Source organism: Chryseobacterium sp. R2ACT005 (assembly GCF_049949215.1).
Lineage (GTDB): Bacteria > Bacteroidota > Bacteroidia > Flavobacteriales > Weeksellaceae > Chryseobacterium.
In genome coordinates this window covers 3,244,671-3,256,512 of record NZ_CP188192.1, presented here as the reverse complement: position 1 = coordinate 3,256,512, position 11,842 = coordinate 3,244,671, and the positions used below count along the sequence as shown (strand labels likewise).

The following is an 11,842-nucleotide window of genomic DNA, read 5'->3' as shown; positions in this document are numbered from 1 at the left end:
TAAAAAATAGAGTTATGAAAATGTTTAAACAAGCAATAGTACTGGCTGGTATTTTAACAGCAGGTATAGTAAGCGCCCAAAGTTCACAGATGAATAATATGATCAAAGTAGGTGCAAATGTTGGTTTAGCAGTTCCCGCTGATAATCTTTCCGCTGCAGTAGGAGTGGATGTAGCTTACCAGAACCTTATTACACCAGGATTTGGATTAGGTATTGCATCAGGATATACTCACTACTTTGGAAAAGAGAACAACGGATATAAAAATAATGATGTAGGAGTAGTTCCTGTAGCCGCTTTAATCAGAATTTATCCAAAACAAACAGGTTTCTATTTCGGAACAGATTTAGGGTATGGTTTCCTGGTGGGAGATAAAACAGTGGCATCCAACACCAATGTTGAAAGAGCAAGCGGAGGTTTCTACCTTAAACCGGAGATCGGTTACCACAACAGAGACTGGAATTTCTTCGTACAATACCAAAAGGTTTTTGTAGGAACAAAAGGAGATTTGCCAGGTCAGGACTATAATGTGGGGAATATCGGTGTAGGATTCGGTTACAATATTCCATTAGGAAAGTAGTTAGATTTAATATATAAACAATTATTAACCAAAACCTTTTCACGAAAGTGGAAAGGTTTTTTTGTTCTGTGCAGGATTTACAAAAACAATTATTATATTTGGTAAAATTTGAGGTTATGATTCTGAATCCAAAATTTCCACTTTATTTACCAGGAGTAGAGAACAGTAATAATGATAATGTTTCTATCATTGGGGCAAGTCTCCGTGAAGATATAACGATCTTAGGCTATTTTGTTTCCGGGAACGGAGGTCTTGAGATAAAAGTACAAAATAAATATGCAACCAAAGAATACACTTCTTTTTCAGATATTTTAAAGAAGTTTATTCAGGATAACCAGTTGCAAAATGTAAAACGTCTGGGAATGGCAGTGCCAGGTCCTGTACTTGACGGAAAAAGCAGTCCTGCAAGATTGGGCTGGAATTTAGATGTTGAAGAATATGCCCGTGATTTCGGGTTCGAAAAAGTAGACATGCTGAATGACCTTGAGGCTTCTGCCTACGGAATGGCTCTTCTTGAAGATAACGACCTTGAAGCTATTTATACAAGCGGACATCTTGAAAAAGGAAATGTAGCGGTTCTTGCTCCCGGAAACGGATTGGGTGAAGCTGGATATTTCTTTGACGGAAAATACCTGAGACCTTTCGCTACAGAAGGAGGACATTCAGAATTTTCACCAAGAACCAATGTAGAGGTTGAATTTTACCAGTTCCTAAACAATATCTATGGTATTGTAAGCTGGGAAAATGTACTTTCAAAGTCAGGGTTATTCAATATCTATAGATTTTTAAGGGATGTAAAAAGGCATCCTGAACCGGAATGGTTGGGAGAGCGCCTTGCACAAGGGAATTTTGTGGAAGAACTTTATAAAGCGGCAATCGAGGAGAATGTATTGATCTGCAAAATCGCTTTAGACACTTTCCTTGAGTTTCTGGCAAGAGAAGCAAATAACCTGACATTAAAAGTAAAAGCTACCGGAGGATTACTGATTTCGGGAGATATTCCTCAGATGGTCAGAGAATATATAGATAAGGCAAAATTCTATGAAAAATTCAAGATCAGTGATAAAATGGAAGGAATGCTTAAAAATATTCCGATCTATCTGGTCAAGCAAAATCATACAGCATTAAATGGTATAGCACTTTATACAGCTTACTATCAGGTATAAAACAGAGCTCCGAAGAAATTCGGAGTTTTTTTATGAGATGATATTATTCATGAAAATAATAATTTTTATTGATGTACATCAATGAAATCTATTGAATAAGATACCTACCTTTGTGTCATTAAATAAGTAAATAACTCTATTCAATGAAAAAAATATTTTTATTAGCAGTTTTAGCTGGTGGTTTAGCTTTCGGACAGTCAAAAAAAGTAGTAGCGTCTGATGTACACTGGTGGGGATATAAAGTAGCAAAATCTGAAGCAAGTTCTCACGACGGTACAGTGAAAGTAAAGTCTGGAGATATGATCATGAAAGGAAACCAATTGGTAGGTGGAAGCTTCGTATTGGATATGACTTCTATCAGCTCAACTGACCTTACAGGAGAATATCAGCAAAAATTAAACGGACACCTTAAGAATGGTGATTTCTTTGAAGTTGAAAAATTCCCTACTGCAAGCTTTAAAATCACTGGAATCAAGAAAAACAGCGATAAAATCTACAGTTCTCTTGTAACAGGAAACCTTACTGTAAAAGGAAAAACAAACCCAATTACTTTCCCTGCTAAGATTTCTTACAGCAAAGGAGTAGTAAGTTTAGTATCAAACAAATTCTCTTTCGACAGACAGAAATTTGATGTAGCTTATAAGTCTACAATGCAGGATGTTTTTGTGAAAGATGATATTGAAATGCTTGTAAAAGTAACTGCTCAATAAATTAATCAAAAAAAGATTATTAAAAGTGTAGAAGTTCTACACTTTTTTTTATTTTTGTTGAATTGTAAATAAAAAAGAATGAAAAGATTACTATTGTTTGCTATGGTGTGCGCAAGTATATCATTTGTTTCTGCCCAAAAGAAATTTGATAAGGTTGCAAAAGTGACTTCATCAGAGATCAGATGGTGGGGGTATAAAGTGGTGAAAACCGAAGCATCTTCCCACTCAGGAACAGTAAAGCTAAAGAGCGGAAAATTCAACTTTGACCACACGGTTCTGGTAGATGGAGAATTTGTAATAGATATGAGAAGTATGATGGCGGGAGATGTTTCTGATGAAGATCAAATCAAACTTACCAATGATCTGAAAAGCACAAATTTCTTTGAAGTAAAAAAATTCCCTATTGCAAAATTCCATTTGACTAAAATTATTCCTTTAGCAAACAGTGAATACAATTCTACAGTATACGGAGACCTTACCCTTAAAGGAGTAAGAAAAACAATTTCTTTCCCTGCGAATGTATATGTTACTCAGTTTACAACCTCTATTGAATCTGCGAAGTTCTCTCTGAACAGAAGAGACTTTAAAGTATTCTATCAGTCTTCACTGAAAGATTATTTCATTAAGAACGAAATGGATATCCAATTCAAAGTTACTACAGAAATGCTGGATAACGAGAATAGAGTTCCAAAGAAGAAAAAATAAGATTAATATACAATCAATATAAAAATGAGCAGTTCATCAGAGCTGCTCATTTTTTATGCCCTTGTTACATCAAAGATTGACCTAATCATTCACTGTTTTCCCTGTATTTTTTATAAATTCGTAGTATGAAAATTTATATCGTCAGTGGTCTGGGAGCAGACTTTAAAGTCCTTGAGAGAATAGAGTTTCCCAAACACTATGAATTGATTTTTATAGATTGGCTTATCCCTGAAAAAAATGAACCTTTTGATGCCTATGTTAAGAGAATGGCAGATAAAGTAGATGATTCTGAGCCGTTCTGCCTGTTGGGATATTCTTTTGGAGGAATTATTGTGCAGGAGATTAACCAATTGAAGCCTGCGGAGAAAGTTGTGATCCTGGGAAGCATAAAATCTGATAAAGAAAAATCAAAATTCATCAGGACAGGTGAGATGACCAAAATCCCCAGGATATTACCGGTAGGTTTGTTCAACGATAAAGCTGCCAATGTATATGCTGTTATCCGAAAGCTTTTTGATCCTAAAAATCCTAAACTTCTGCAATATTTTAAAGTAAGAGACCCTTATTATCTGAAATGGTCTGTAGAAAAAGTTTCCGAGTGGAAGTTTAAAGAAAATCCAAATGTGATTCAGATCTTAGGGGATAAAGACATTGTTTTTCCAATCCGTTATTCCAATCCGGATTATATAATAAAAGGAGGGACCCATCTTTTTCCTGCTACGAAATCCAAGGAAGTTTCAAAAATATTGAATGAAGTATTTTGTGAAAAATAGAAATGTTATTGCTTGAATATTTTTTTTAAGGGGTATTTGTTTTAAAAATGTATTTTTTATAGAATTTATATTTAAATTTGATAGGGTTAAATATAAATTTTATGAAAATAGGATTAAAATGGATCGTTTCATTCTCAGTGATTACACTTGTTGCCATTGGTGGTTTATTCTGGAGTCCGGATACCGATATTCCTGATACCGGAGAATTTTTAAGTGAAGATAAAATTGTAGGCGCAGATGTTGCCTGGATTCTGGCTGCCGCTGGGCTTGTTCTGTTGATGACACCCGGACTGTCTTTCTTTTACGGAGGAATGGTTGGCAGAAAAAACGTGATTTCTACCATGTTACAGAGTTTTATTGCCTTAGGCGTAATCTCTATCGTCTGGGTAGTAGTAGGTTTTTCTTTGTCTTTCGGTGAATCTTTAGGGATTACCATTGCCGGAGAACATTACGGGATCATTGGAAATCCGCTCAGTTATCCATTTTTTAGCGGAGTTGGAAATCTTCCTCATAAAATGATGGCTCCTACGATACCTTTTATTCTTTTTGCTTTATTTCAAATGAAATTTGCAGTTATTACCCCTGCAATTATTACCGGATCATTTGCCGAAAGGGTTCGTTTTATTTCTTATTTATTATTCATTGTCCTTTTCAGTATTTTTATTTATACACCACTTTGTCATATGGTATGGCATCCTGACGGTCTTTTAAACAAATATTTTGGAGTGAAAGACTTTGCAGGCGGAACCGTTGTACACATGAGTGCCGGTTTTGCAGCACTTGCCGGAGCTTTGGTAGTAGGAAACAGAAAAAATCCCCATCATGAGCCTTCCAATATTCCCTATGTACTTCTAGGGACAGGAATGTTGTGGTTTGGATGGTTCGGATTTAATGCAGGATCTGCGTTGAGTGCTTCTGCTTCTGCAGCTACTGCTTTTGGAACAACTACAATAGCCTCCGCTTCCGCGATGATGACCTGGATCTTTTTCGATAGAATCAATGGGAGAAGTGTTTCTGCTTTGGGTGCGTGCATAGGTGCTGTAGTAGGGCTGGTGGCCATTACTCCCGGATGTGGTTTTGTGAGTATTCAGGAAAGTCTTTTTATAGGATTTATTACAGCTATAGTTTCAAATATAATGGTCAACTGGAAAGGGTTAAAGAAAATAGATGATACGCTGGATGTTTTTGCCTGTCATGGAGTAGGGGGAATTATGGGAATGATTCTTACCGCCATTTTTGCACATGGTGAAAAAGCGAGCCTGCTTCATGGAGGAATTGATGTTTTTTTTCATCATATGGCCGCTTTGGTTTTGGTTTCTGTTTTTACATTTTTGGGTTCATTCATTTTATATAAACTTACAGACTCAATGATCACCTTAAGAGTTTCCGAAGAGTCTGAAAACAAAGGGCTTGATCTGTCTCAGCATGAGGAAAGTTTCAGTTGATAAAAAACAGGGCATATTGATAACCTAATGCCCTGAAAACCTGTAAAAGTTTAAAGATCTTTCATCATCTTAATGAATAGAATGAATAGTTTCGAAGATTTTATTTTTAGAATTTTCAAAGACTTCACCTCCAAATTCCTCATTATCTAAGGAATGAATGGTGACATCGTTTACACCCATGATTCCAAAAATATGTTTCAGATAGGTCGTTTGAAAATTGATGTGTCCGTTCTTTTCATTTTCTCCATATCCGGTATCACCACGGGTTGAGAGAATAAAGAGCTTTTTGTTTTCAAGAAGCCCCACGTAATCACCATCCGGCACTCCGGATTTGAATTTCCAGGTTTTATTAATCCGCATTACCTGGTCAATATAAGCTTTCAATCCGCTTGGAATAGACCAGTTGTACATTGGGGTTCCGATAACATAGATATCATGTTCTTTGAGTTCTTTTACTAGTTCATTGCTGAGCAGCAAAGGTTTTTGGTTTTCTTCAGTTTTGTCTGCCGGTTTTTTGAATGCCCCTGCAATCCAGGATTCATCAATATTGGGAATAGTGTCAATTCCGGCTTCCCGCCAGGTAAATGTATCCTGAGGATATTTGGTCTTCCAGTTTTCAACAAATAACTGGGTGAGTTTTCTGCTGTAAGATCTTTCGTTTCGTACACTTGCATTGATAATCAATATTTTCATTTGCTATAATTTATAACAGCAAAATTCCTGATTATTTATGCCAAAGAAATTGATCTAGTTCAAGAGGATTTATTTTTTTTCCGAATTCTGCTTATAAATTCAGCAGATACTCCCAGGTAAGAAGCAATGAGATATTGAGGAACTCTGGATGCAATACTGGGATAAGTTTCCAGAAAATCATAATACTTTTGTTCAGCTTTGTGCATATGATTAAATACCACTCTTTTTTCGAGTGTTCCAAGATAACCTTCTAAAATAATCCTGAAGTATTTTTCTAAAGAGGGAATTTCTTCCAGCATTTTTTGAAAAGACGGATGGCTGATCTGTAAAAGGCGGGTTTTTTCAACAGCCTGTATATTATAGATGGATGCTTTTTGTTTTGAAAAACTGGCAATATCTGTTGCCCACCAATGGTCAATCGCTAAAAAAAGGATTTCTTCATTTCCATTGTCAGCATTGATGCAGAAAGCTTTCAATACGCCCGAAATAATATAGCTGTCATGGCGGCATATTTCCCCGTTTCTTAAAAGGAATTCTCCTTTTTCCAATGTTTTTTCCGTCCAGAAACTTTTAAAAATAGAAATTTCTTCCGGGCTTAATTTGATGTGTTGTGAAATATTTTTAATTAATGTTTCCATTCAAAATGATTAAAAGACACTTAAATAATAGATTCAACAGTATAGGCTAATGTACAAAAATACTTGTCATAAATTCATTTCATGGCTTATGAAAACCGAATAAATCTGGGATTTTGCTATGCATATATTAGGATTTATCATGTATCTTTGTTTTTGAGGAAAATGACGAATCATTTATGGAATCAATATCGGTTTTTGAGATTATTAAAGTAGGAATAGGCCCGTCCAGTTCGCATACGATGGGACCTTGGAATGCAGCTGCTGCATTTATCAGGATTATTAAAAGAGAAAGATCAATCGAAGAAGTTAAAGAGGTTTTTCTTGAATTTTTTGGCTCGCTCGCAAAAACGGGGATTGGGCACGGAACTGATATTGCAGGAATGCTTGGTTTGAATGGGGAAGATTTTAAGACGATCAATACTTCAAAAATTGATGAGAAAATAGAGTACATCAAAAGTACTCAAACCATTCATCTGGGAGGGGAGAAGGTGATTCCATTTGTTTATGGACATCATTTGATTTTAAATATGAAAAAAAGCCTTGATTTTCACCCGAATGGAATGATCTTCAGAGCTGTTTTTGAAGATGGATCCGAGCTTGTACAGGATTTTTATTCTGTAGGAGGAGGTTTTATTGCCAGCCAGGAAAAAAACTCTATTCAGAAACAATGCGTACGTACATTATATCCTTGTCATAAAGCTTCTGATATTGCAAAATATTGCGAGAAACTTGGGCTTAATAAGATTTCAGATTTAATTTTCATGAATGAAGAAAGCTGGAGAACTCAGGAAGAAACGAGACAGGAGGCGCTTTACATCTGGCAGCAGATTAAAGAATGTATTTATAAAGGCGTAAATAAAGAAGGAATTCTTCCTGGCGGACTGAATGTTTCCAGAAGAGCTGCTGGAATCAACAGAAAACTGTTAGGAGACAAAATTTATAAAAATAAGGATGAATGGTTCCAGCAGGTTGTAGATGCTGAAGAAAACTTTACGAATATCAACAAATGGATCGCCTGTTTTGCACTGGCTGTGAATGAAGAGAATGCAAGTTTCGGAAGAATTATCACTGCACCTACTAATGGCGCAAGTGGAGTAATTCCGGCAGTATTGATGTATGCTCAGGCATTTACGCCATTTACCAGTGAAGATGATATTGTAAGATTCCTGCTCGTGGCAGGAGAAATAGGGACGTTATTCAAGAAAAACGCAACCATTTCTGCAGCGATGGGAGGATGTCAGGCCGAAATTGGGGTTTCTTCCGCAATGGCAGCAGCCGGGCTTACAGAAATTCTGGGTGGAAGTGTCGGACAGGTATTGATGGCAGCAGAAATTGCAATGGAACATCACCTTGGATTAACCTGTGACCCAATCAAAGGACTGGTACAGATTCCGTGTATTGAAAGAAATACAATGGGAGCGATGAAAGCGATTACAGCAGCGAATATCGCATTGGAAAGTGATCCTACCAAAGCCAAAGTAACATTGGATGAGGTGATCCAGACGATGTGGGAAACCGCTCAGTCCATGAGTGACCGTTTTAAAGAAACTTCGGAAGGTGGATTAGCCATTGCGGTGAACGTTCCGGAATGTTAATAAAAATAACACTGTTTTAAAATATAAAACCCTTAGACATTACTGACTAAGGGTTTCTTAATAAAATAAAAGTAAAAACCATTGGGCTTTTAGTATCGTATAAAGAGATTTTATCTTAAAATTCCTCTAATCCTGTTGGCATTGGTAATCAGTTCTTCAAGGTATTCATAGTTCTCTTTTTCAAGGGCAGATTTGAATTTTCTAAGCTGGGAAATATGTTCGTTCAGTACATCCAGCACATTTTCTTTGTTTTGTTTAAAGATGGGAACCCACATTTCAGGATGCGACTTGGCAAGACGTACCGTACTTGAGAAACCGGAACTGGCAAGCTGAAAAATAGTTTCCTCCTCACGTTCTTTTTCCAGTACAGTATTGGCAAGGGCATAAGAAGTAATATGGGAGATATGAGAGATGTAAGCGGTGTGAACATCGTGATCTTTTGCATCCATGTAAATCATGTGCATGTCAAGGGCATTGACCACCTTTTCAACGGTACTCAATGCATCATCTGCAGATTCTTCTTTGTTGCATATTACGCCTGCTTTCCCGGAGAAACTTTCTGCAATAGCAGATTTCGGACCATTGTTTTCTGTTCCCCACATCGGGTGAAATGCTACAAATCTTGAACGTTTCGGATGGTCTTTTACAGCATTTACGATTCCTGCTTTGGTAGAGCCTGCATCCATTACCGTCTGCTGATCAGACACAAGGTCAAGAACAGAAGGCAACAGTTTTCTGGCAGCATCTACAGGAATGGCAAGAATAATCAGATCCGAATTTTTAATCCCATGCTCCAGATCTACACCGGCATCAATTATTTTCAGATCTAATGCGTCACTGATATGCTGTGTATTGTTATCGATTCCGTAGATGAAGCTGGCGATGTTTTTCTCTCTTAATTTCAAAGCCATTGAACCTCCAATCAATCCTACTCCAATAATACTTATTTTCATCTTTTTACATTTTTTAAAATAAAAAAACCTCGTCCCTAGGACGAGGTTTTAAATTATATTCATAAGAATCCCTATCCCAGAGCTGAGGTAAAAATTCTATAATAATATGTTCCGTTGTTAAAATTCACAAGGCAAAGGTAAAAATATTTTTCAAATGAAGCGAAATTTCTTTTCTAAATTATATATAGATTATATTAATTGGTGGTCTTTTTTAATTGTATCCATTCATTGAATGTTGCCTCACCTCCAACTCCCTGAATAAAATAAGTGTTTTTTTCTTTTTTAATTTTAAAATTGCAGTTATCATGATTTTCATTTATCAAATTGATTTCATTATTTTGAATCTGCTCAATTTTATAATTTCCTTTACACAATGACGTATTAGCATCAATAAAAGCTAAATCTGATTTAATTGTTATTTCGTAACATGTTTCAGATTTAATAGAATCCTTTCTCTCATTTGCTGTGCAAATGTTATAAAAGCCTTTGAAATCAATTAAGTTTTTATTCAAATTTACATTTGTTGTCATTGCGGGTTGAAATTGCTCTTCAATCAAAGTTGAGTTTTGTTCTTTTTTAACATTTTCCCATTCCTTTTTGTTCCTTTCTTTACAACTCCAAAAGACGAAGGATAATATTAAAGGGATTAAAAAGTTTTTCATCATTTGGTTTTAGTTATTGTTTTTCTAATTCCTGCCAATCTTTGTTTATAAATCTCTTACTTTTTATAAAATATTTTTTATTCTCATTTTTTAAGTAAAAATCATCGATATCATCTTGATCACATTTTCCTTTTGCATGTAAAATATTATCCTCCTTAATTAAACGATATTCTCCTTCACACCAATAATCTTCCACATTTTCTGCACTAATACTTAAAATTGCTTTCTGGTTTGATTCTACTGTTATTGAATAAAATATATTTGTTTCATTATTGTCAAATTGACTAATGGCTTTTGTTGAAATTTTATAAGAACCTATCCAATCGTTATTGTTGATTGTAACTTCTGTATTTTTAATTCTTTGATTGTCATCTATATTGCTATCAATATTTCTTATTTCAGTTTCTTTTTCTGCTATTTTCTCTTCCTGCTTACCTGAACATGAAAAGAATACAAATGATAATAGAATTAAAAAGGATTTCATCAATGCGTGTTTATATAATTGTTTAAAAAGAACTATGCTTTCTGCATAGTTATAAATTTTAAAGAGATAATATAGAGACTGAAAATTTATTATTGCTAATAATAGACTTTATTGTTACTTAATTCTGTTTCTAATGACTCATCTAAATAAGTAATAGAGTCAAATTTGGTTATTGTACCGTCTTGATTAATTTTACTCGTTGAATAAGATATTATATCAAGAGATTGATTGGGAGAAGAAAAATATGAAACTTGCCATATTTTTTTATTTTTTAAGTCTAAATATGATAGGCAAGTATAGCGATCAGATTTATATCTTACATCATTAACTTTTCTATAAAATTGAATAGAGTCTATTTTTTTTTTATTTCTTAAAGTGTATAATACTAATTTATAATTCTTTTCATTAGAAATACTTTTATTTAGTATTATTGATAGCGATTCTTCTTTTGATACTTCTGTATTATGAATATTCGAATAATTTTTTTCATATAGAGAGTTTTGGTTTTTTAAAATAGAATATCCTTTAGAACTAGTTAACAATTCAAAATATTTCTTTTCTGAAATTTTTTTATCTCCTAAAAAAAAATCTATATTTTTTTCTCTTATGTAAGTTTTATTATCCTTACAACAAATACTAAGAGTTATAAAAATTAGAAGAAACGAGAAAGTATAAATAGTCTTACTCATGGTTAATAACAGAAATTAAATTTGATTAATTTACATGAACCTTTCTTCCATTGGATCCATTTTGTGACATTCTTATATTCTTCTATATAATCACAATCAGCTTTGGGGATTGATTTTATTTGCATTGAATCACCTTTTATTTTTAGTGATTTATACCAGTATAATTGTTCTTCTTTTGATGTGTTTGAAATCTCCGGAGTTAATTGTATAAAAGCTGTTTTAATATAATTTTCCCATGAATTAAAAGCATAATCATTGTTTTTCTTTTCAATCAACTTTTTTTGTTTATTGATGTAAATGATGAGAAAATCCTTATCTGATCCTGGTTCTTCAGCATCGAAACTAAATATTCTATGTTCACTATCAGGAATTATTTCCCGGGCAATTACAACTTTAGGAAGCTTAACGTCATATACGTTTTCATCATCATTATTAACAAGTATTTTACCATAAGGAGTTTTATCCATATTGAAGATTTCTGTATTTTTATTGATTGATAAATTTATGACTCCGCTTCCCCTCAGATTATTTTCAGTATAAAATGTAGTTCCATTATATTCTGTAGTTTGCATTGCCAAAGAATCAATTGTACATTCATTATTCTTATTAAGCAACTCTTTTTTTATAATTGTTGTAGAGTCTTTTGAATGGTTAGCCAAAGTGGGTGCAACTGTATCTTTATTTTGCTTTTTGCAAGATACAAGCACCATAGAATATATTAATGCAGTATAAAATATTTTCATTGATTTTA

The 11,842-nt window shown here is 34.2% G+C and carries 14 protein-coding genes; 7 read left to right on the top strand and 7 right to left on the bottom strand.

All coding sequences use genetic code 11. The features are described 5' to 3' along the window. Positions 1–14 precede the first annotated feature (14 nt). From ACPF63_RS14820 to ACPF63_RS14795, 6 genes are all read left to right on the top strand, one after another. The gene (locus ACPF63_RS14820) at positions 15–578 is read left to right on the top strand and encodes a hypothetical protein (protein WP_426480440.1); all 564 of its coding nucleotides are present in this window, start codon (positions 15–17) and stop codon (positions 576–578) included. A gap of 116 nt (positions 579–694) precedes the next feature. Then, a complete protein-coding gene (locus ACPF63_RS14815; protein WP_077415471.1) occupies positions 695–1,744 on the top strand; it encodes a glucokinase in 1,050 nt (349 codons plus the stop codon). Between the two features lie 143 nt (positions 1,745–1,887). After that, a complete protein-coding gene (locus ACPF63_RS14810) occupies positions 1,888–2,454 on the top strand; it encodes a YceI family protein (protein WP_426480439.1) in 567 nt (188 codons plus the stop codon). A gap of 78 nt (positions 2,455–2,532) precedes the next feature. Further along, positions 2,533–3,159 carry a YceI family protein gene (locus ACPF63_RS14805; RefSeq protein WP_047377095.1) on the top strand — a complete coding sequence of 209 codons (627 nt, stop codon included), beginning with the start codon at positions 2,533–2,535 and terminating at the stop codon, positions 3,157–3,159. 125 nt (positions 3,160–3,284) lie between these two features. Further along, positions 3,285–3,932 (top strand): alpha/beta hydrolase, encoded by a 648-nt coding sequence (locus tag ACPF63_RS14800; RefSeq protein ID WP_180565428.1) that lies wholly within the window; start codon positions 3,285–3,287, stop codon positions 3,930–3,932. A gap of 101 nt (positions 3,933–4,033) precedes the next feature. Next, entirely contained in the window at positions 4,034–5,377 is a 1,344-nt protein-coding gene (locus tag ACPF63_RS14795; protein WP_426480438.1) for an ammonium transporter, read from the top strand. 69 nt (positions 5,378–5,446) lie between these two features. Here ACPF63_RS14795 and ACPF63_RS14790 read toward each other — a convergent pair whose 3' ends face one another. Next, entirely contained in the window at positions 5,447–6,070 is a 624-nt protein-coding gene (locus ACPF63_RS14790) for an FMN-dependent NADH-azoreductase (RefSeq protein ID WP_426480437.1), read from the bottom strand. A gap of 59 nt (positions 6,071–6,129) precedes the next feature. After that, the gene (locus tag ACPF63_RS14785) at positions 6,130–6,708 is read right to left on the bottom strand and encodes a Crp/Fnr family transcriptional regulator (RefSeq protein WP_426480436.1); all 579 of its coding nucleotides are present in this window, start codon (positions 6,706–6,708) and stop codon (positions 6,130–6,132) included. A 176-nt stretch (positions 6,709–6,884) separates the two neighbouring features. Here ACPF63_RS14785 and ACPF63_RS14780 point away from each other — a divergent pair, with 176 nt between their 5' ends. Continuing rightward, on the top strand, positions 6,885–8,303 hold the full coding sequence (locus ACPF63_RS14780) for an L-serine ammonia-lyase (protein WP_426480435.1): 1,419 nt from the start codon (positions 6,885–6,887) through the stop codon (positions 8,301–8,303). A 110-nt stretch (positions 8,304–8,413) separates the two neighbouring features. Here ACPF63_RS14780 and ACPF63_RS14775 read toward each other — a convergent pair whose 3' ends face one another. The 5 genes from ACPF63_RS14775 to ACPF63_RS14755 all read right to left on the bottom strand — a co-directional run bounded on the left by ACPF63_RS14775 (position 8,414) and on the right by ACPF63_RS14755 (position 11,834). Beyond that, complete coding sequence (locus tag ACPF63_RS14775) at positions 8,414–9,256, bottom strand: prephenate dehydrogenase (protein ID WP_426480434.1); 843 nt, start codon at positions 9,254–9,256, stop codon at positions 8,414–8,416. A gap of 194 nt (positions 9,257–9,450) precedes the next feature. Then, the gene (locus tag ACPF63_RS14770; RefSeq protein WP_180565431.1) at positions 9,451–9,921 is read right to left on the bottom strand and encodes a hypothetical protein; all 471 of its coding nucleotides are present in this window, start codon (positions 9,919–9,921) and stop codon (positions 9,451–9,453) included. 10 nt (positions 9,922–9,931) lie between these two features. Further along, positions 9,932–10,402: a hypothetical protein gene (locus tag ACPF63_RS14765; RefSeq protein ID WP_426480433.1), complete on the bottom strand. Its 471-nt coding sequence runs from the start codon at positions 10,400–10,402 to the stop codon at positions 9,932–9,934. A 95-nt stretch (positions 10,403–10,497) separates the two neighbouring features. Continuing rightward, positions 10,498–11,091 (bottom strand): hypothetical protein, encoded by a 594-nt coding sequence (locus ACPF63_RS14760; protein ID WP_426480432.1) that lies wholly within the window; start codon positions 11,089–11,091, stop codon positions 10,498–10,500. 2 nt (positions 11,092–11,093) lie between these two features. Next, entirely contained in the window at positions 11,094–11,834 is a 741-nt protein-coding gene (locus ACPF63_RS14755) for a hypothetical protein (RefSeq protein WP_426480431.1), read from the bottom strand. Positions 11,835–11,842: the final 8 nt, after the last annotated feature.

Bases quoted from the DNA above. Each gene is read 5' to 3' on its own strand.
- ACPF63_RS14795 (WP_426480438.1), top strand. From the start codon at position 4,034: ATGAAAATAGGATTAAAATGGATCGTTTCATTCTCAGTGATTACACTT.
- ACPF63_RS14760 (WP_426480432.1), bottom strand. From the start codon at position 11,091: ATGAGTAAGACTATTTATACTTTCTCGTTTCTTCTAATTTTTATAACT.
- ACPF63_RS14800 (WP_180565428.1), top strand. From the start codon at position 3,285: ATGAAAATTTATATCGTCAGTGGTCTGGGAGCAGACTTTAAAGTCCTT.
- ACPF63_RS14815 (WP_077415471.1), top strand. From the start codon at position 695: ATGATTCTGAATCCAAAATTTCCACTTTATTTACCAGGAGTAGAGAAC.
- ACPF63_RS14755 (WP_426480431.1), bottom strand. From the start codon at position 11,834: ATGAAAATATTTTATACTGCATTAATATATTCTATGGTGCTTGTATCT.
- ACPF63_RS14810 (WP_426480439.1), top strand. From the start codon at position 1,888: ATGAAAAAAATATTTTTATTAGCAGTTTTAGCTGGTGGTTTAGCTTTC.
- ACPF63_RS14765 (WP_426480433.1), bottom strand. From the start codon at position 10,402: ATGAAATCCTTTTTAATTCTATTATCATTTGTATTCTTTTCATGTTCA.
- ACPF63_RS14785 (WP_426480436.1), bottom strand. From the start codon at position 6,708: ATGGAAACATTAATTAAAAATATTTCACAACACATCAAATTAAGCCCG.
- ACPF63_RS14805 (WP_047377095.1), top strand. From the start codon at position 2,533: ATGAAAAGATTACTATTGTTTGCTATGGTGTGCGCAAGTATATCATTT.
- ACPF63_RS14780 (WP_426480435.1), top strand. From the start codon at position 6,885: ATGGAATCAATATCGGTTTTTGAGATTATTAAAGTAGGAATAGGCCCG.
- ACPF63_RS14790 (WP_426480437.1), bottom strand. From the start codon at position 6,070: ATGAAAATATTGATTATCAATGCAAGTGTACGAAACGAAAGATCTTAC.
- ACPF63_RS14820 (WP_426480440.1), top strand. From the start codon at position 15: ATGAAAATGTTTAAACAAGCAATAGTACTGGCTGGTATTTTAACAGCA.
- ACPF63_RS14775 (WP_426480434.1), bottom strand. From the start codon at position 9,256: ATGAAAATAAGTATTATTGGAGTAGGATTGATTGGAGGTTCAATGGCT.
- ACPF63_RS14770 (WP_180565431.1), bottom strand. From the start codon at position 9,921: ATGATGAAAAACTTTTTAATCCCTTTAATATTATCCTTCGTCTTTTGG.